Origin of the sequence: Rugosimonospora acidiphila, from assembly GCF_039543385.1 — a bacterium.
Classification (GTDB): domain Bacteria; phylum Actinomycetota; class Actinomycetes; order Mycobacteriales; family Micromonosporaceae; genus Rugosimonospora; species Rugosimonospora acidiphila.
This window is the reverse complement of record NZ_BAABJQ010000024.1, coordinates 1-18,345: the sequence shown is the minus strand read 5'-3', so window position 1 is coordinate 18,345 and position 18,345 is coordinate 1. Positions and strand designations below refer to the sequence as shown.

Sequence of the window (18,345 nt, the reverse complement as noted above, 5' to 3'; positions counted from 1 at the left end):
CGGAGTGGGTCCGATGAGGACGGTGACGGTCGTCGGGTGCCCGGGTGTGGTCCCGGGCACGGCGGCCGAACCCGTGGCCGCCGCCACCCTGATCGCCGGGCCGGAGCGCATCCTGTCCACCGTGGACAACGCCGCCGCCGAACGGGTGGTGATGGGCGACGTGCCCGCCGCCCTCGACCGTATCGCCGGGCACGACGGGCCGGTCGTCGTGCTGGCCAGCGGGGACCCGGGCTTCTTCGGCATCGTCCGGGCGCTGCGCCGCCGGGGCCTGGACGTGGACGTGCGGCCCGCGCCGTCCTCGGTGGCGGTCGCGTTCGCCCGGATCGGCATGCCCTGGGACGACGCGCTGGTGGTGTCCGCGCACGGCCGCGCGCTTCGGCCGGCGGTTAACGCGTGCCGCGCGTACCCGAAGGTGGCGGTGCTCACCGGCCCCGGTACCGGCCCGGCCGAGCTGGGCGCCGCGCTGTCCGGCCTGCCCCGCCGGTTCGTCGTGGCCGAGCGGCTCGGCGCGCCGGGGGAGCGGATCACCGAGACCGACCCGGTCGGGGCGGCGGCGGCGACCTGGCGCGACCCGAACGTGGTGCTGGTGCTCGCCGAGGCGGCGGCCGACGCGCCGCGGCCATGGCTTTCCGGCGCGCCGCCCGCACCGGACGGCTGGGCGCTGCCCGACGACTCCTTCGACCACCGCGACAGCATGATCACCAAGGCCGAGGTGCGCGCGCTGGCGTTGGCCCGGCTCGGGCCGCGCCTCGGCGACCTGGTCTGGGACGTGGGCGCTGGCAGCGGCTCGGTGGCCGTGGAGTGTGCCCGGTTCGGCGCCGCCGTGCTGGCCGTGGAGCGCGATCCGGCCGCCCGCGCCACGATCCACGCCAACGCCGGGCGGCTGGGCGTCGAGGTGGCCGTCGTGGCGGGCGAGGCGCCCGGGTGCCTGGCGGACCTGCCCGACCCCGACGCGGTGTTCGTCGGCGGCGGCGGGATCGAGGTGCTGGGCGCCTGCCTCGCCCGAGCGCCGGGTCGGGTGGTCGCCGCGTACGCCGCCGTGGAGCGGGTCGGTCCGGCGCTCACCGCGCTGTCGGCCGGGGGGTACCGGGCGCAGGGGGTACAGGTGCAGGCGAACCGGCTGTCCGCGCTGCCCGGCGGCGCGCACCGGCTGGCCGCCACCAACCCGGTCTATCTGGTGAGCGGAGTGCTGTCGTGATCGGGGTAGTAGCGGTGACCTCCGCCGGCCGGACCATGGCGCGGCGCCTCGCCGAGGCGTGGCCGGGCGAGGTGAAGCTCCACAGTGGACCGGCCGCCGACCAGGTGCGGGCGGCCTGGGACGCCTGCGACACGCTGGTATGCTTCCTGGCCACCGGCGCGACCGTGCGGCTGCTGGCCCCGCTGCTGTCCGGCAAGCACAGCGACCCCGGTGTGGTCTGCGTGGACGAGGCCGGCCGGCACGCCATCGCCATGCTGGGCGGGCACGCCGGCGGCGCCAACGCGCTGGCCGGTCGGGTCGCCGAGGCGCTGGGCGCCCGGCCGGTGGTCAGCACGGCCACCGACGCCACCGGCGGCACCCCGCTGGACTCCTTCGGGGCGGACCTGGGTTTCCGGCTCGCCGACCCGGCGAACCTGGCCCGTGTCGGCCGGGCCGTGCTCGACGGCGAGCCGGTCCGGGTGGTCGCCGATGCGACCTGGCCGCTGCCGCCACTGTCCACGGTGGACGGCGAAGGGGCGACGGTCATCGCGGTCAGCGACCGCGCCGCGGTCGCCGCCGACCTGGTGTACCGGCCCCCGTCGCTGGTGGTCGGCGTGGGCGCCAGCAGGACGGCGCCGGCCGAGCAGATCGAGGCCCTGATCGAGGCCGGGCTGGCCGAGGCGGGGCTGGCGGCGGAATCGGTCCGGGCGCTGGGCACCATCGACCTCAAGGCCGGCGAGCCCGGCATCGTCGAGGTCGCCCGGCGACACGGCTGGCCGCTGGTGACGTTCACCGCCGGGGAGTTGTCCGCCGTACCGGTGCCGAACCCGTCCGAGGTGGTGCGCGAAGCGGTCGGCACGCCGAGCGTGGCCGAGGCCGCGGCGCTGCTGGGCGCCCGGGCCGCCGGCCGGGACGCCGGACTCGTGCTGCCCAAGCGGGCCGGCACGATGGCCACCGTGGCGCTGGCCCGGCTGGTCCCGCGCGGCCGGCTGGTCATCGTGGGGCTCGGCCCGGGCGCCGAGGACCTGCGCACCCCGCGAGCCACCGAGGCGCTGCGCCGCGCGGCCGTGGTGGTCGGGCTCGACCAGTACGTGGAGCAGATCCGGCACGTGCTGCGCCCCGGTACCCGCGTCCTTTCCAGCGGGCTGGGCGCCGAGGAGGAGCGCGCCCGCACCGCCGTCGAACTGGCCACCGCCGGCCACAGCGTGGCCCTGATCGGCTCCGGCGACGCGGGGGTGTACGCGATGGCCTCGCCCGCGCTGCAGCTGGCCGGCGCTGACGTGGACATCGAGGCGGTGCCGGGGGTGACGGCCGCCCTGGCCGCCGCCGCGCTGCTCGGCGCGCCGCTGGGTCACGACCACGCGTACCTGTCCCTGTCCGACCTGCACACCCCGTGGCCGGTCATCGCCGGGCGGCTGGACGCCTGCGCCGGCGCCGACCTCGTACTGTGCCTCTACAACCCGCGCAGCGCCCGGCGCACCGCCCAGTTCGACGAGGCGCTGGGCATCATCGGCAAGCACCGGGCGCCAGACACGCCGGTCGGGGTGGTCCGTGACGCGTCGCGCCCCGGCCAGCGCTGCCTGCGCGTGAGCCTGGCCGAGCTGGCCGCCGATCCGTCCATCGTGGACATGCGCTCGATGGTGGTGGTGGGCTCCGGACGCACCACCACCATCGCCGGCCGGATGGTGACCCCGAGGGAGTACCGGTGGCTGTCCTGAGGACCGTGCACCCCATCGAGGCCGAGTCGTACCGGCTGCTGCGCGAGGCGGTGGACACCGCACGCCTGCCGGCCCGTACCCGCGACGTGGTCGAGCGTGTCGTGCACACCACCGCCGACCCCACCTGGCTTCCCGACCTCGTCGTGGACGAGGCGGCGCTCGCCGCCGGGGCCGACGCGCTGGCCGCCGGCGCGCCCCTGGTGGTCGACGTGGCGATGGTAGCCGCCGGCATCACCCGGTACCCGTCGACCTGCCTGGTGGCCGCGCCCGAGGCCGCGCGGCTCGCCGCCGAGCACGGGCTGACCCGGTCCGCGGCCGCCATCCGGCTGGCCGCGCGGCAGCACGCCGACGGTGCGGTGTGGGCCATCGGCAACGCGCCGACCGCCCTGTTCGAGCTGGTACGCCTGGCCGAGGCCGGACAGGTGCGCCCGGCCCTGGTGGTCGGTGTGCCGGTCGGCTACGTCGGTGCGGCGGAGTCCAAGGCCGCACTGCGCGCGGCCGGGCTGCCTCAGCTGTCCAACCGCAGCGCGCGGGGTGGTTCGGCCATCGCCGCCGCGGCGGTCAACGCCCTGCTCTACGGAGATCCGCTGCCATGACCCCGTTACTGATCGCCGGCCACGGCACCGCCGACACCGAAGGCGCCGCCCAGTTCCGCCAGTTCGTCAAGCGGGTCGCGGGCCGCGTCGAGACCCCGGTGGGCGGCGGCTTCATCGAGCTGTCCCCGCCGCCGCTGCGCGACGCCGTGGCCGAACTGGTGACGCGCGGAGCCAGCCGGCTGGCCGCGGTGCCGCTGATGCTGGTCGCCGCCGGCCACGCCAAGGGCGACATCCCGGCCGCGCTGGCCCGGGAGCGCGACCGCCATCCCGGACTGTCCATAGTGTACGGACGGCCGCTCGGCCCGCACCCGACCGTGCTGGCGCTGCTGCGCCAGCGGCTGGGCGAGGCCGGCGCGGGCCCGGACAGCACGGTGCTGCTGGTCGGCCGTGGCTCCACCGACCCCGACGCCAACGCCGAGGTCGCCAAGGTGGCCCGACTGCTCGCGGAGACCACCGAGGTCGCGGGCGTCGAGTACGCGTTCGTCTCGCTCGCTGCGCCGGACACCGCGGCCGGCCTGGAGCGCTGCCGCCGGCTCGGCGCCGGGCACCTGGTGGTGCTGCCGTACTTCCTGTTCACCGGGGTGCTGCCGCGGCGGGTGGAGCGGCAGGCCCGGGACTGGGCGGCCGGGCAGGCGAGCGTGCGGGTGGACGTGGCCGAGGTGCTCGGCGACTGCGATCCGCTCGCGGACCTGGTCATCGAGCGGTACCGGGAGGCACTGGCCGGCGACATCCGGATGAACTGCGACACCTGCGTGTACCGCGTGGCCATGCCGCACCACGCCCACCGGGTCGGCGCGGCACAGACCCCGCACGAGCACCCGCACGACCACGCCCACCCGCACTCTTAGTTCACGGCGAGCCGCCGGCCATCCACTGCGGGGCGACCGGTTCTACCAGGGCGGCGAGGCGTGCAGAGCCCGCCGTGGACGGGTGATAGGCATCGCCCGCGTCGATCTCCCGGTTCCAGACCGGGTCTGGTGCGACCGGTCGCGTCCGGTCAGGGCCGGAGGCCCTTGAGCACGATGTCCAGGTACAGCTCGATCGTCGTGCCGCGCTCCGGGTCCTTCGGCAGGGCGGAGATCATAGTGAGTACCTGGAGCGCGCTGATGTCGGATCGAACGACCCCCGCGTCGCGCGCGCGGTCGAAGAGCGCGCCGAAGCCGGCCTTCATTGGCGCGCAGGCGGCGGCGACCGGCGACGCGTCGTCCGCGAGGCCCTCCGCGACGCGCGTGCTCATGCCCCGGTACTCCGTCGCGCTCTGGTCGTAGAGCCGCAGCCAACCGACGAGCGACTGCCACGGGTCCGGCGCTTCGAGCAGTTCCCGGGCGGTGCGGTCGAGCAGGTCGACGCGTTCCCCCAGGAGCGCCACGAAGACGTGCTCACGGGTCGGGAAGTGGCGGTAGAGGGTGCCCTGTCCCACGCCCGCCCGCCGGGCCACCTCCTCCATCGGTGCGTCGACGCCGGAGCGCGCGAACACCACCTTGGCGGCGGCGAGCAGCGCCTCATAGTTGCGCCGGGCGTCCGCCCGGGGCGCTCTCGCGCTGGTCGGTGCCGGGCTCGCGGCGGGAGTCGTCGACTTCACACCCCCAGTCTAACGAGAAGCGGACAGTGTGTCCGTATCGTGGTGAAGGTAAGTGGACACACTGTCCGGATGGAGGGGCAGCCGATGGGGAAGATCTGGCATGTCGGCCTGGCGGTACCTGATCTTGAACGAGGCAAGGCGGAGATCGGCGAACTCTTCGGGCTCACCTGGCGCCCGGTGGTCGTCAGGTCAATGACGATCAAGGACGCGGAAGGGCGGGCCCGAGGCGTCGACGTGCGCGTGACGTTCTCCCTCGGCAGTCCGTTCGCCGTCGAGCTCTGGCAGGAGATTCCCGGCACGCCGCTGGCGACTCCCGAGGCGGGTTGGTTCCACCACCTCGGCTACTGGGCCGACGACTACGCCGCCGAGAGGCAGCGCCTGAGCGACCTCGGCCACCCGCCGTTCCTGAGCTCCGACCCGACCCTGTTGATCAGCCGGGGACCCGGGAACCTCCTGGTCGAGCCCTGCGACCTGGGGCGCGACCAGCCCTACCTGCGGGACCTCTACCCGGCGGACTCGGCGTACTTCGGCCCGCCGGTGCTGCCCACGGAGAACGGCCCGCCGGTGCTGCCGGCGAGGACGCCAGCCGCGGAGGAGCGACAGTGAAGATCGCCGTCGTGGGCGCCGGCAGCATCGGTGGCACCCTGGTCCGGTACCTCGCCGCGGCCGGACACCAGGTCAGCGTCGCCAACCGCCGTGGCCCGCACACGCTGGCCGACCTGGCCGCCCAGACTGGCGCCGTACCCACGGTCCTCGCCGAGGTCACCCGGGGCGCGCGGGTCGTGATCGTGTCGGTACCGCTGGAGAGCGTCCCCGACCTGCGCACGGCCGGTCTCGTCCTGCCCGGCGAGGCGGTGGTCGTCGACACGGGCAACTACGTCCCGTACCGCGGGGACGGGCGGATCGAGGAGTTGGACAACGGTGCGGTGGAGAGCCGGTGGACCGAGCGGCACCTCGGCCACCCGGTCGTCAAGAGCCCGGCGCAGACCGACGCGTGGCGGGCACGCTGGGCCGCGGCGGCGTCGGCCTGAGGTGGGGCGGCGGGTCGTTCCTGGACCCGGCGCGGCGCCGCACGGAAGATTCTTCCGGCCGTGATGTCGATTTCGCTGACGTCGTTCGTCATCCATACGCGATTTCACCGGACAGAGGAGCCAACCGTGAAGTACCTGTTGCTGCTGAACACCCCGTCGCCCGACTCGGTCGAGGACCAGTCAGCCGAAGCCCCGACCGTGGAAGAGTTCGTGACCTTCACGAAGGCCATTTCCGACGCCGGGGTCATGCTGGACAGCCAGGCCTTGGACATCTCGCACGCGACGACCGTGCGGGTTCGGGCGGACGGCGAGCGCGTCGTGACCGACGGGCCGTTCGCCGAGACCCGGGAGATCGTCGGGGGCTACTACCTGATCGATGTGCCGGACCTGGACGCCGCGCTGGACTGGGCGGCCCGTTGCCCCGGCGCCCGACGCGGCGGCGTTGAGGTGCGTACGGTCTGGGAGTGGCGCGAGGGATGAGCACCGGGCGAGCGGTCGGCTCCGTCGAGTCCGTGTTCCGTGAGGACCGGGCCCGGCTGCTCGCGCTGCTCGCCGCCCGGTTGGGCGACCTCGACCTGGCCGAGGAGGTGGTCTCCGAGGCGATCGAGGCCGCCCTGCGGCGGTGGCCGGTCGACGGCGTACCCGACAAGCCCCTGGCGTGGTTGTTGACCACGGCACGGCGCAAGGCCGTCGACCAGATCCGCCGCGACCGGAGCTATGCGGCTCGCTTGGCCGTACTCCAGGTGGAGGCCGAGCGAGCCGCCCCGGCCATTCCGGTACCCGATCTCGACGACATCCCCGACGAGCGGTTGCAGTTGTTCTTCACCTGCTGCCACCCGGCGCTGCCCGCGGAGGCTCACACCGCGCTCACGCTGCGCTTTCTCGCCGGCCTGACCACGCCCGAGGTCGCCCGGGCGTTTCTGGTACCGACCGCGACGATGGCTCAACGGCTGGTGCGGGCCAAGCGCAAGATCCGCGATGCGAGGATCCCGTTCCGGGTCCCGGCCTCCCACGAGTTGCCGGCGAGGCTGCCCGGTGTGCTCCGCACCATCTACCTGATCTTCACGGAGGGGTACGCCGCCAGTTCCGGTCCCCAACTCGTCCGCGCGGACCTGGCCGACGAGGCCATCCGGCTGGCCCGGATCCTGCACGGGTTGCTGCCCGGCGAGCGCGAGGTCGCCGGGCTGCTGGCCCTGCTGCTGCTCGTCGACGCGCGGCGCCCCGCCCGGGTCGACGCGGCGGGCGACCAGGTGCTGCTGGCGGACCAGGACCGCGGTCTCTGGGACCGTGACCTCATCGCCGAGGGACTGCGGCTCGTGCGACCGGCCGTGACCGGCCCCGGGGTGGGTCCCTACGCGGTGCAGGCGGCCATCGCGGCCCTGCACGACGAGGCGGCCGACCTCGCCACCACCGACTGGGCGCAGATCGTCGCGCTCTACGACGTGCTGCAACGGATCGCACCGTCGCCGGTCGTCGCGCTCAACCGGGCAATGGCCGTCGCCATGCGCGACGGACCGCAGGCCGGGCTCGCGCTGCTGGAGGACCTGGCCGGTGCCGAAGCACTGGGCGGCTACCACCTGCTGCCCGCCGCGCGCGCTGACCTGTTACACCGGCTCGGCCGGACCGGGGAGGCCGCCAGCGCCTACCGGGACGCCATCGAGCTCGCCGCCAATCAAGCCGAACGCGCTACCCTCGCCCGCAGGCTCGCCGCACTCACCGGCACCGACCCTTAGCGAGGGGCACGCCTTCGAACGGGATGAGGTTATCCGTCGCGGGCGTAAACGACCGGTGGCCCCCGTCGTGTCTGAGCAGTGGACGGTTCGGACGGATGAGGGGATGGTGGGGCGGGCATGGTCTGCCGAGAGAGCCGCGCGGCCTGGGGAAGCGCGGCCGAGCCGGGTCGTAGCGCGGGGCAGCGTCCAGCACGTCGCCCCTGGGGGCTGCGCCTGGCCGGGGGGCTGTTGGCCGTGACCGCGGGTGCGACGCTGTTCGGCTGCGGAACGGTCGGTGGCTCGCCGGCCTCCGCCGGCGGCACGCACGCGCTCGCCACGGCCGCGAGCGCGACCGCCTCCCCGTCTGCGTCTCCGTCGCCCTCACCCTCGCCGAGCCCGGCCGCGCCTGACATCAGCTACCCGGTCTCCGGCGCCAAGACCTACCAACTGGCCACGATCGGCGGCCCGGTCGCCGGTACCGCCGGTGAGCTGCTGCGGTACCGGGTGGCGGTGGAGAACGGCATCCGGGGCATTTCGGCCAACGACTTCGCCACCCAGGTCTCGACCGTGCTGTCCGATCCGAGGAGCTGGACCGGCACCGGGAAGTGGCGCCTCCAGCAGGTCGGCGCCGGCGGCCGCTACGACTTCACCATCTACCTGGCCACCCCGGCGACCCGGGACGTACTGTGCGGCGACGGCTACGACCGGTACACGTCGTGCCGCAACGGCAACAAGGTGGTGCTCAACGTCGCGCGGTGGGTGCACGGGGTACCCACTTTCTCGGACGTCACCGCTTACCGCGAGTACATGGTCAATCACGAGACCGGGCACCGCCTGTACCACGGCCACGAGCTGTGCCCGGGTCCCGGCCAGCCGGCCCCGGTCATGCAACAGCAGACGCTGGGCCTGCACGGCTGCGTCACCAACAGCTGGCCGATCGTCAACGGGCACGTTTACGATGGGCGTTCCGGCCAGTACGCCGACCCCATCCCGAGCGACCCGGCGCAATTCGCGTCGCAGTGAGTAAACGCCGGTCCGGGTCGGCCGCGTCGGAGCAGTGGACGGGGGAGTAGGCGAAAGGGCGGGCGCGGGTGGATTTTGGCGAGTTCGTCATGGCCCGCACCCCGGCACTACTCCGGTTCGCGTACCTGCTCACCGGCGACAGCCACCTGGCCGAGGACCTCATCCAGGAGGCGCTCGTGCGGGTGCACCGGCGGTGGTCGAGCATCGAGTATCAGGGAGGCCCGGAGCCCTACGTGCGCAAGGCCATCCTGAACCAGTACCTGTCCTGGCGCCGGCGGCGCTCCAGCGCCGAGCTGGTGCTGGCCGAGCTGCCCGAGCGGCGGGACCCGGCGCTGGGCGCGGAGCAGATCGTCGAGCGGGACGAGATGTGGTCGCTGCTGGCCACGCTGCCGAGGGCGCAGCGCGCGGTGGTCGTCCTTCGCTACTACGAGGACCTGGCCGACCAGGACATCGCCCTGTTGCTGGACTGCTCGCCGGCCACGGTGCGGGTTCACGCGTTCAAGGCACTGAAGCGGCTGCGCGCCGCGCTGACTCCCACGGCGGTGGCGGGAGCGTCGCATGGACGAGCTTGAACAGGAGCTACGCGACCTGCTGAGCCGGCGCGCGCAGGCCGCCCCGGCCGGCCACCAGGTGCTGTCCGCTGTGCGGCGCAACGTGGTCCGGCGCCGCAGGCGGCGCCGCGCGCTGGCCGGTGGCGTGGCCACCGCCGTGGCGCTGGCCACGCTCGGCACGGCCGTGCTCGCCGACCGGCTCGCTGCCCCGCCGGCGCTGCGGATGGGTGCCGCCCCGGCCACGGCCGGCCGGGGCGATGGCGGGTCGACCGCACCCGCGGTCGTCTTCGTTCCCGGGTCGCCGGTCGATGTCACCTTCCCGTTCACATCAAAACCACCGCTGCTCGGCGACCTGCGGCCAGTGCTGTCGCTCGTGGCGGGCCGGCCGACGCTCGAGTACCTGTCGCCCGACCCGCCGGCGTCCGTGACGCCCAGCCCGCCGGGGTCCGCGTCCACGCCCCCCGCCCCGCCCACCTCGACGCGGGCTCCGCAGGACGCGCCCGCTCAGAATGCGGCCGGGTCGGGGTTGGCCGCGCTGGGTGCGGCCGGTTCCGGTGGGGCGGGTGCGGCCATCGACAAGCTCCTCTCGCCGGACAGCGACCCGGTGACGGTGGTCGCCGCCGACTCGCCCTGGACCGACGGGCCGTTCACGCCGACCACCGCCGCGACCAAGACCGTCGTCGAGGGGCATCTGGCGGTCATGGGCGAACGGCGCACCGCGGGCGGCACCGATCACGTGCTGAGCTGGACGCAGCGGCCGGGCCTGTGGGTCGGCATCAGCATGCCGACCAAGGTGCCGGACAAACTGCTGACCGAGTACGCGGACTCGCTGGTCGAGGCCCCGATCACCGAGCCCGGGCCGTTCGACTTCGATCTCGTTCCGGCCGGCTTCGGCGTCGACAACGTCTCGCGCGCGGCGGTCACCTTCGACCCGCCCGGGGTCGAGGCCAGCCTGGGCTACCCGGGCAAGATCGTGGTCATGGCCGATGCCGGCCCGCAGGGGGCGGGCAGCGGTCAGTCGTTGACCGTCGACGGGCGGCCGGCCTGGCTGCACACCGACGCCGGCGTCACGATGCTGAACGTCGACGAGGGTGCGGGGTGGGGGATAACCATCCAGCTGCCCGCGAATCTGGGGGTCACCGAGCCGGACCTGCTGCGCTTCGCCGCCGGGGTGCACCTCACCGCCGACGCGACGCCCTCCCGGGGCTGACGGACCGGCCGCGGTCCGCGCGCTGGGCCTCGGGCACCGGCCCGGGGCCGCCGCGTGGAATCGGCCGGCGACCCGCGCCCGCCGGCGGTGTCAGAGCTGGCCGACCTGGGTCACCTGGATGACCGCCACGCCCTCCTCGTCGCTGCGCGCCAGGTCGACCTCCGCGCTGATGCCCCAGTCGTGGTCGCCGGCCGGATCGTCGAAGATCTGGCGCAGCGACCACCGATCCGGGCCCGCGTCGATCATCAGCATCTTCGGGCCCCGAGCGTCCGGGCCGGTACCGATCTCGTCGTACTCCGCGAAGTATCCGTCGATCGCGTCGGCCCAGGCGTCCGCGTCCCAGCCCGCCTCGGCGTCCAGCTCGCCCAGCTCCTCGTACCGGCGCAGCGCGGCCAGCTCGACGCGCCGGAACAGCGCGTTGCGCACCAGCACCCGGAACGCCCGCACATTGCTGGTCAGCGCGGTGGGCCGGGCCGACACCACCGCGGCCGGGTCGTCGGTCGGGTTGCGCAGCCGCTCCCACTCGTCGATCAGGCTGGAGTCGACCTGCCGCACCAGCTCGCCCAGCCACTCGATGAGGTCGACCAGCTCCTCGGTTTTGGCCTCCTCGGGCACCGTCTGGCGCAGCGCCTTGTACGCGTCGGCGAGGTACCGCAGCACCAGCCCCTCGGAGCGGGACAGGCCGTAGAAGTTCACGTACTCCACGAACGTCATGGCCCGCTCGTACATATCGCGGACCACCGACTTGGGTGCCAGCTCATGGTCGGCGACCCAGGGGTGGCCGCGCCGGTACATCGCGTAGGCGTCCTCCAGCAGGTCGGCCAGCGGGCGCGGGTGCGTGACGTTTTCGAGCAGGTCCATCCGGGCCTCGTACTCGATGCCGTCGGCCTTCATCTGGGCCACCGCCTCGCCGCGCGCCTTGTACTGCTGCGCGGAGAGCACCTGACGCGGATCGTCCAGAGTGGATTCGATGACGGACAGCACGTCCAGCGGGTACCCGGGGGAGTCCGGGTCGAGCAGTTCGATGGCGGCCAGGGCGAACGGAGACAGCGGCTGGTTGAGCGCGAAGTCGAACTGCAGGTCCACGGTCAGGCGCACCAACCGACCCTCGGCGTCGGGCTCGGGCAGCCGCTCCACCACCCCGCCGGCCAGCAGGGCGCGGTAGATGGCTATCGCGCGGCGGATGTGCCGGCGCTGCGCCGCGCGGTCCTCGTGGTTGTCGGTGAGCAGGTGGCGCATTGCCGTGAACGGGTCGCCGGGCCGGCCGATGACGTTGAGCAGCATCGCGTGGCTCACCGAGAACTGGGACTTCAACGGCTCGGGCTCCGCCGCCACCAGCCGCTCGAAGGTGGGCCGGGCCCACGCCACCATGCCCTCGGGCGGCTTCTTGCGCACCAGCTTGCGCAGCTTCTTCGCGTCACCGGCGGCCTTGGCCACCGCGCGCTCGTTCTCGATGACGTGCTCGGGCGCCTGCACCACCACGGTGCCGACGGTGTCGTACCCGGCCCGGCCGGCCCGCCCCGCGATCTGGTGGAACTCGCGGGCCTGCAGCAGCCGCGTGCGCGTGCCGTCGTACTTCGACAGCGCGGTGAACAGCACCGTGCGGATCGGCACGTTGATGCCCACGCCCAGCGTGTCGGTACCGCAGATCACCTTCAACAGGCCGGCCTGCGCCAGCGTCTCCACGAGCCGCCGGTACTTGGGCAGCATCCCGGCGTGGTGCACGCCGATGCCGTGGCGCACCAGCCGGGACAGCGTCTTGCCGAAGCCGGCGGTGAACCGGAAGTTGCCGATGGCCTCGGCGATGAGGTCCTTCTCGGCGCGGGTGGCCAGGTTGGTGCTCATCAGCGCCTGGGCCCGTTCCAGGGCGGCGGCCTGGGTGAAGTGCACGACGTAGACCGGCGCCTGATGGGTCGACAGCAACTCCTCCAGCGTTTCGTGCAGGGGAGTCATGGCGAACGTGTGGTGCAGCGGGACCGGGCGCTGCGCGGAGCGCACCACCGCGGTCTCGCGGCCGGTGCGCCGGGTCAGGTCCTCGGCCAGCTTGCTGACGTCGCCCAGCGTGGCCGACATGAGCAGGAACTGTGCCTGCGGCAGTTCGATGAGCGGCACCTGCCACGCCCACCCGCGCTCCGGCTCGGCGTAGAAGTGGAACTCGTCCATCACCACCTGGCCGACGTCGGCCCGGGCACCGTCGCGCAGCGCGATGTTGGCCAGGATCTCGGCAGTGCAGCAGATGATCGGGGCCTGCGCGTTGACGCTGGCGTCGCCGGTCAGCATGCCGACCTCGGCCGCACCGAACACGTCGCAGAGGGCGAAGAACTTCTCCGACACCAGCGCCTTGATGGGCGCGGTGTAGAAGGTGCGCCGCCCGTCGGCCAGCGCGGCGGCGTGCGCGCCCGTCGCGACCAGGCTCTTGCCGGAGCCGGTCGGGGTACTCAGGATGACGTTCGACCCCGAGACGACCTCGAGCAGCGCCTCCTCCTGGTGCGGGTAGAGGGTCAGCCCGCGCCCGGTGGCCCACCGCGAGAACGCGTCGAAGACGGCGTCCGGCGACGGGTCCCGGCACACCTCGTCGACGAGCGTCACGGCGCGATCCGCCGAAGCGAAGTGCGGGTGGAAATCCCGGTCCGGCGCCGCGTCGGCTCCACGGTGGTACGGCTCCCGTCGAGAGGCATCAGGAAGCCCGAGGGTACTCGTCCGAAACGCCGGCCGACCACGTGCCTCCCGCATAAGCGGGCGGTATCTGACGTCGCGTACCGATTCGGTCACCCGCGCGCCGATTGTCGCCGCCTGCCCCGGCGGCGTGCGGGCTCAGGTGGTCAGCTCGCGCCACTCCGGGCGACCACCGCGCCACGCGTTGGCGAGGATCTCCGCCGATGACTGGCTGGGGCACTGCTGCACCTTGGACCGCCCCGTGACGCCGCCGGCCTGCGCCTCTACTTCCCAGCGCTGGCCATCGGTGCGGATATACACATCACGGCGTCCACCGAGACTCCGGTTGCCGTTCCACCAATGGCGCTCGACTCTCACTCAGATACCGTATAGAGCATCGGTTCGTAGCGCAAAGCACGGTCGGCCCGGGGCCAGGCATGCAGCTGCCCGGCCCCGGGCCGTACACGTCCCCGGTGTGGGGCACCCGGCCGCTCGCGGGGGTCGAGCCGGCCGGATGGCGCCGGTTAGCCTGGGTTGTGCCGGGATCCGGTCCGATCGGTGCCCAGATGGCGCTCCACCCTCAGGCGCGGGCCGCTGGGCTGGAGGGAGCCGAACACTCCCTCCCACAGGATCATCTGGAGCGCCCGCGCGGTGACCACGTCGAGGGTGGCGCGCGTCTTGTCCGGCAGCTCGTACGTAATCGTCTTGGCGTCGTGGTTCACGGTGCCACGCACCTGTACCTCGTCGGGGTGGCCGGGTTCGCTGGTGGGATTCGGGAAGCGCACCGTGAACTCGTCGGTGGAGTCCGGCGCGCTCATGCGGGCACCCCCCCGCGACCGGTCGGGCATGGCCGGATCGGCGCCCGGTCGGTGCCGGTTCGCGTGCCGGCGTCGATTCCGACGGTGGGGCCGGGGATGTCCATGGCCGTTCCCCCCATAACTGCAGGTCGTGGGCGTGCTTCGCGGGTGGGGAAGGTGCGGCGCTCGGGTTGGCGGCTCCCAGTTGCCACACATCGGTAAGCATGACAGTGTCCTAATGCATCGTGCAAGAATTCGCGACGATAAGTCATCACGTAGAGATCGTTCACAGCGACCAATTTCGGTTACCCTACGTGGGTCAGAATTTCGCCGTGAAAGATGAGACGTGCGGGAGGGGTGAGGAGTGCCACCTACTGGGCAGCGCACGCTTCAACGGGCCCTGACGGCGAGCCCGGCCCGGTTACGTTCCGCAAGGGAGAAAAACTGAGGCGTTGACCGGCCCGTTCGACGGGTTTCCGCGTGACCCGCCGAGATTCGGGGAGCTGTTCAGTTGATCGGTAAGAAGTCTCATACCGCGAAGGAGTACCGATGAACAGTGACACCGCTTGGATCATGTCCAGCAGGTCGACCGGCAACGGCGGCAGCTGCGTCGAGGCTCGTCGCAGCTCCGGCGTGATCGAGGTTCGCAACAGTAAGAGCCCCGACGCCGGCACGGTGCGGTTCACCACGGAGGAGTGGGACTCATTCCTCGACGGCGCCAAGAAGGGCGAGTTCGACAAGCTCCTCATCGGCTGAGCCGCCGGCCCGCAGGTACAGGAGGGGCGCACCGGCCCGCGTTGCTCGACGCGGGCCGGTGCGAACGCCGGGTCGGGCGCCGTCGTTGCCCGGTCAGCCCTTCCGGCCCACGGCGGCCCACTCGCCACCGTCGGTCGGGTTGGCCGGAACCTTGGTCGTGTCGTTCGGATCGGGGCGCCAGTCATGCAGCCAGGCCACGCCCGGCTCCACCAGTTCGAGGCCGGTGAAGAACCGTTCCACCTGCTCGCGATCGCGGGGCTTGCCCGACGTCGCGGTCTGCCGCGTATAGACCTCGACCGCGTTCTTGGTGCGCGTGCTGCTGATCGGAAGGCTCTCCGTGGCGACGTGCGAGACGGTCAGGTAGCTGCCCGGTGCGAGCGCCGCGACCAGTTGCTCGACGCCCCCGTAGGCCTGCTCGTCCTCGGGCACGAAGTGCAGCACCGCGGCCAGCAGCAGCCCGACCGGCCGCTCGAAGTCCAGGATGGCGCGCACGTCGGGATGGTCGAGGATCGCTCGCGGGTCACGCAAATCCGCCCGGATCGCGGTGGCCAGCTTGTTGCCGTCGAGGATTTCGAGGCTCTCGGCCACCGCCACGGAGTCGATGTCCACGTACACCACGCGGGCGTCGGACGCGAACTCATGGGCGATCTCGTGGACGTTGCCCACGGTCGGGATGCCCGAGCCGAGGTCGAGGAACTGTCGTATCCCGTGGCGCAGCAGGTAGCGGACGGCGCGGCGCAGGAATGCCCGGTTGGCCACCGCCCACTGGGGGAACAGCGGGTACTGCTCGATGACGCGTCGGGCCGCGTCCCGGTCGGCCGGAAAATTGTGCACGCCACCGAGGAAGTAGTCGTACATCCGCGCGGCGGTCGCCGGCTTACCGGCGAGGCCCAGCGCCGCGTTGTTCATATGGACCGCCTCTTCACCCGTCGCCATGGAATCTCACCTCGTCACCAAACCACTGTCGTCAGGGATTCGCCGGCGTACCTGCGGGCGTCGCGTTGGTGCGTGCGGGGGACGTTGCGTCGAATTAATGCTGCTCGGCCAGCTCGTCGCCGGATGGATCGGCTGCGCTACCGATAATCGTGGATCGGTATCGCATTGTTATCGATGAGCGTAAAAATCCGTCGGTACTCCTCGACCTCGGCGACCTCTTCCAGGTAGAGGGCGCCGACGTGGGATTCCAGGTAGACGATGTTGGGGTCCTCGGGGTCGTCGAAGTCGAGGATGCGGAACGCGCCGGCCATGGCCGCGTGTGCGCCCACCGACCATGGCAGCACCTTGATGGTGATGTTGTTGTCCCGCGCGGTGTAGCGCAGGTGCTCGATCTGTGCCTTGAGTACGGTCTCACCGCCGACCGGTCGGGTGAGCGCCCCCTCGCCGAGAATGGTGGTCAGTTGCGCGGGGGGTCGGCGGGAGAACAGCGACTTCTGGCGCTGCAGGCGCAGCGTCACCTGGCGCTCGGCCTCCGGCGTGTGATCGGGCCGCTCGGCGGTGAAGATGGCCCGCGCGTACTGCTCGGTCTGCAGCTCGCCGGGGACGACCTCCCCGTCATAGCTCCGGATGCTCTGCGCGCTCGCCTCAAGCCCCACGTACAGCTTGAACCAGTCGGGGATGACCGGGTTGGCGTCCCACCACTCCTCCTGCGAGGTGCCCAGCGCGAGTTCGGCCAGCGCGTCGGTCACGCTCTGGTCGGCCTCGTACAGCCAGCACAGCGCGCGGACGTTCGCGCCGCTGACCGGCACTTTGCCGGTCTCGATGCGATGGAGGGTCGGCTCCGACATGCCGAGCTTCTCCTCGGCGACCTCGCGCCTGGTCTTGCCGCTGGCGATGCGGAGGCGGGTCAGCCGTCGGCCCAGAGCCCGGCGGACGACACGTTGCCCGGTGACGGGCACGCTCCCCACCCCCTCCAGGGCTCCTCTGCAATCTGCAACACCCAGCCTTCACGTTGCGCCTACGGTACCCGGAGCCGACCGGTACCCGCACTACTCCTGCGCTGGATTCTGCCTCGTGCACCTGCACGTGCACCGACCTCTCGCGGCAAAAGCGAGAATTTGTCGCATTGCTATCGTCCGGTAGTCGTCACCCGGGGAGCGACTCCGGTGGACGCGCGTACCACCAGTTCCGGACGGAAGACGTACTCGGAGTGGGGCGCGGGTTGCCCGTTGATCTCATCGACGAGCGCCCGGACGGCCGCGTGCGACATGGCCGTGATCTGCTGGCGCACCGTGGTCAGTGGCGGATCGGTGAACGCCATGAGCGGCGAGTCGTCGTAGCCCACCACCGACACGTCGCCGGGCACCGACAGCCCGCGCGCGTGTATCGCCCGGATCGCGCCCAGCGCCATCAGGTCGGAGCCGCAGGCGACGCCGGTGACACCGCGATCGAGCAGTCGCTGGGTGGCGGCCTGCCCGCCCTCGACCCCGAACAGGCTCAGCTCGACGTGCTCCGCGAGCCCGTGCGCGGCGATCTCGGCACGGTACCCGGCCAACCTGCGGCGTACCGGCTGGAAGCGCTCGGGGCCGTTGACCAGGCCGATCCGGGTGTGGCCCAGCGCCACCAGGTGCGCCACCGCGAGCCGGCCGGCGAGCACCTCGTCGCAGGACACGAATGGCGCGTCGAGGTCCTCGACGTACCCGTTGATCAGCACTATCGGCAGCGGCCGGTCGACCAGCTTGCGGTACCGGTCGTGGTCGGCGGCCGTGTCCGCGTGCAGCCCCGAGACGAAGATGACCCCGGCCACCTGCCGGTCCAGCAGCATCTCCACGTACTCGTCCTCGGTGACGCCGCCCGCGGTCTGGGTGCACAGCACCGGGGTGAAGCCCTGCTGCGCCAGCGCGGACTCGATGGTCTGCGCGAACTTGGGGAACACCGGGTTCTCCAGTTCCGGAACCACCAGGCCGACCAGGCCGGCGCTGCGCTTGCGCAGCCGCTCGGGCCGTTCGTAACCCAGCACGTCCAGCGCCGTGAGCACGGACTGCCGGGTGTCGGCGCGCACCCCCGGCCGGTCGTTGAGCACGCGCGAGACGGTGGCCTCGCTGACACCGGCCTGTCCGGCGATGTCGGCGAGCCGGGCGCGACCTGGCTGCGGCGGCATGCCCCGCAGCATAGGGAGGCCGTCAAGGATTGCGAAAGCCGGCTGAAAATTCCTTCAGATCATGCAAGCCATGCCTGCTTTCAGGACTCATCCGCGCCACGTCGCGGTCCCGACCTGGCTCAGGCTATGAGCCCCGGCCGGAGGCCGCCCCGAAGAAAGCTCTTTCAGGTCTTGCAAATGTCATTCCATCGACATACGTTGCTGTCCAACGCGCCGATGGACACATTCCACCCCCAGGAGTCGACATGCTCCGACACCCGACGCGCCCCACACCCCGGCGCGCCATCCTGTTCGCCACCCTCGCGCTCGCCACCGCGGCACCCGCCGCCATCGCCACCGTCGCCGCCACCGCGGTGCCCGCGGCCACCGGCGGCTCCGCGGCCACCGGCGGCTCCGCGGCCACCGGCGGCTCCGCGGCCACCGGCGGCTCCGCGGCCACC

Annotated in this window: 19 protein-coding genes and 1 pseudogene; 13 read left to right on the top strand and 7 right to left on the bottom strand. The window is 72.5% G+C overall.

The window, feature by feature from the left end; genetic code table 11:
* Positions 1 to 13: 13 nt before the first annotated feature.
* The 4 genes and pseudogenes from cbiE to ABEA87_RS30935 all read left to right on the top strand — a co-directional run.
* Positions 14 to 1,198, top strand: a complete 1,185-nt coding sequence (cbiE, locus tag ABEA87_RS30950) for a precorrin-6y C5,15-methyltransferase (decarboxylating) subunit CbiE (protein ID WP_345635620.1) — start codon at positions 14 to 16, stop codon at positions 1,196 to 1,198.
* Positions 1,199 to 1,233: 35 nt separating this feature from the next.
* Positions 1,234 to 2,895: a precorrin-3B C(17)-methyltransferase gene (gene cobJ / locus ABEA87_RS30945; protein WP_345635821.1), complete on the top strand. Its 1,662-nt coding sequence runs from the start codon at positions 1,234 to 1,236 to the stop codon at positions 2,893 to 2,895.
* Complete coding sequence (locus ABEA87_RS30940; RefSeq protein WP_425570990.1) at positions 2,892 to 3,491, top strand: precorrin-8X methylmutase; 600 nt, start codon at positions 2,892 to 2,894, stop codon at positions 3,489 to 3,491. The genes cobJ and ABEA87_RS30940 overlap by 4 nt, the downstream gene beginning before the upstream one ends.
* Positions 3,488 to 4,333, top strand: a pseudogene (locus tag ABEA87_RS30935) (sirohydrochlorin chelatase); the annotation flags it as partial. The gene ABEA87_RS30940 and the pseudogene ABEA87_RS30935, both read left to right, overlap by 4 nt.
* Before the next feature lie 155 nt (positions 4,334 to 4,488).
* On the opposite strand, the gene ABEA87_RS30930 reads toward ABEA87_RS30935, so the two are convergent.
* A complete protein-coding gene (locus ABEA87_RS30930) occupies positions 4,489 to 5,073 on the bottom strand; it encodes a TetR/AcrR family transcriptional regulator (RefSeq protein WP_345635617.1) in 585 nt (194 codons plus the stop codon).
* A gap of 69 nt (positions 5,074 to 5,142) precedes the next feature.
* On the opposite strand from ABEA87_RS30930, the gene ABEA87_RS30925 reads away from it, so the two are divergent.
* From ABEA87_RS30925 to ABEA87_RS30895, 7 genes are all read left to right on the top strand, one after another.
* Positions 5,143 to 5,679 carry a VOC family protein gene (locus ABEA87_RS30925; RefSeq protein WP_345635616.1) on the top strand — a complete coding sequence of 179 codons (537 nt, stop codon included), beginning with the start codon at positions 5,143 to 5,145 and terminating at the stop codon, positions 5,677 to 5,679.
* Positions 5,676 to 6,104 (top strand): NADPH-dependent F420 reductase, encoded by a 429-nt coding sequence (locus ABEA87_RS30920; protein WP_345635614.1) that lies wholly within the window; start codon positions 5,676 to 5,678, stop codon positions 6,102 to 6,104. Before ABEA87_RS30925 ends, ABEA87_RS30920 begins: the two co-directional genes overlap by 4 nt.
* Positions 6,105 to 6,230: 126 nt before the next feature.
* Positions 6,231 to 6,584, top strand: coding sequence for a YciI family protein (locus ABEA87_RS30915; protein ID WP_345635612.1), 354 nt, complete (start codon positions 6,231 to 6,233; stop codon positions 6,582 to 6,584).
* Complete coding sequence (locus ABEA87_RS30910; protein WP_345635610.1) at positions 6,581 to 7,837, top strand: RNA polymerase sigma factor; 1,257 nt, start codon at positions 6,581 to 6,583, stop codon at positions 7,835 to 7,837. The genes ABEA87_RS30915 and ABEA87_RS30910 overlap by 4 nt, the downstream gene beginning before the upstream one ends.
* Before the next feature lie 117 nt (positions 7,838 to 7,954).
* A complete protein-coding gene (locus ABEA87_RS30905) occupies positions 7,955 to 8,839 on the top strand; it encodes a DUF3152 domain-containing protein (RefSeq protein WP_345635608.1) in 885 nt (294 codons plus the stop codon).
* A gap of 68 nt (positions 8,840 to 8,907) precedes the next feature.
* Complete coding sequence (locus tag ABEA87_RS30900) at positions 8,908 to 9,411, top strand: SigE family RNA polymerase sigma factor (protein ID WP_345635606.1); 504 nt, start codon at positions 8,908 to 8,910, stop codon at positions 9,409 to 9,411.
* Positions 9,398 to 10,600 (top strand): hypothetical protein, encoded by a 1,203-nt coding sequence (locus ABEA87_RS30895; protein ID WP_345635605.1) that lies wholly within the window; start codon positions 9,398 to 9,400, stop codon positions 10,598 to 10,600. The genes ABEA87_RS30900 and ABEA87_RS30895 overlap by 14 nt, the downstream gene beginning before the upstream one ends.
* A 90-nt stretch (positions 10,601 to 10,690) precedes the next feature.
* On the opposite strand, the gene ABEA87_RS30890 is transcribed toward ABEA87_RS30895, so the two are convergent.
* From ABEA87_RS30890 to ABEA87_RS30880, 3 genes are all read right to left on the bottom strand, one after another.
* Positions 10,691 to 13,189, bottom strand: a complete 2,499-nt coding sequence (locus ABEA87_RS30890) for a DEAD/DEAH box helicase (protein WP_425570987.1) — start codon at positions 13,187 to 13,189, stop codon at positions 10,691 to 10,693.
* Positions 13,190 to 13,414: 225 nt separating this feature from the next.
* A complete protein-coding gene (locus tag ABEA87_RS30885; protein ID WP_345635602.1) occupies positions 13,415 to 13,633 on the bottom strand; it encodes a hypothetical protein in 219 nt (72 codons plus the stop codon).
* A gap of 146 nt (positions 13,634 to 13,779) precedes the next feature.
* Positions 13,780 to 14,073 carry a hypothetical protein gene (locus tag ABEA87_RS30880; RefSeq protein WP_345635600.1) on the bottom strand — a complete coding sequence of 98 codons (294 nt, stop codon included), beginning with the start codon at positions 14,071 to 14,073 and terminating at the stop codon, positions 13,780 to 13,782.
* A gap of 528 nt (positions 14,074 to 14,601) precedes the next feature.
* Here ABEA87_RS30880 and ABEA87_RS30875 point away from each other — a divergent pair.
* Positions 14,602 to 14,808 (top strand): DUF397 domain-containing protein, encoded by a 207-nt coding sequence (locus tag ABEA87_RS30875; protein ID WP_345635599.1) that lies wholly within the window; start codon positions 14,602 to 14,604, stop codon positions 14,806 to 14,808.
* A 93-nt stretch (positions 14,809 to 14,901) separates the two neighbouring features.
* On the opposite strand, the gene ABEA87_RS30870 is transcribed toward ABEA87_RS30875, so the two are convergent.
* The 3 genes from ABEA87_RS30870 to ABEA87_RS30860 form a co-directional block, all read right to left on the bottom strand.
* Positions 14,902 to 15,717 carry an SAM-dependent methyltransferase gene (locus ABEA87_RS30870; RefSeq protein WP_425570989.1) on the bottom strand — a complete coding sequence of 272 codons (816 nt, stop codon included), beginning with the start codon at positions 15,715 to 15,717 and terminating at the stop codon, positions 14,902 to 14,904.
* Between the two features lie 164 nt (positions 15,718 to 15,881).
* Positions 15,882 to 16,712, bottom strand: a complete 831-nt coding sequence (locus tag ABEA87_RS30865; protein ID WP_345635594.1) for a helix-turn-helix domain-containing protein — start codon at positions 16,710 to 16,712, stop codon at positions 15,882 to 15,884.
* A 161-nt stretch (positions 16,713 to 16,873) separates the two neighbouring features.
* On the bottom strand, positions 16,874 to 17,905 hold the full coding sequence (locus ABEA87_RS30860; RefSeq protein ID WP_345635592.1) for a LacI family DNA-binding transcriptional regulator: 1,032 nt from the start codon (positions 17,903 to 17,905) through the stop codon (positions 16,874 to 16,876).
* A 245-nt stretch (positions 17,906 to 18,150) separates the two neighbouring features.
* Here ABEA87_RS30860 and ABEA87_RS30855 point away from each other — a divergent pair.
* On the top strand, positions 18,151 to 18,345 hold a 195-nt coding region (locus ABEA87_RS30855), incomplete at its 3' end, for a hypothetical protein (protein WP_345635591.1).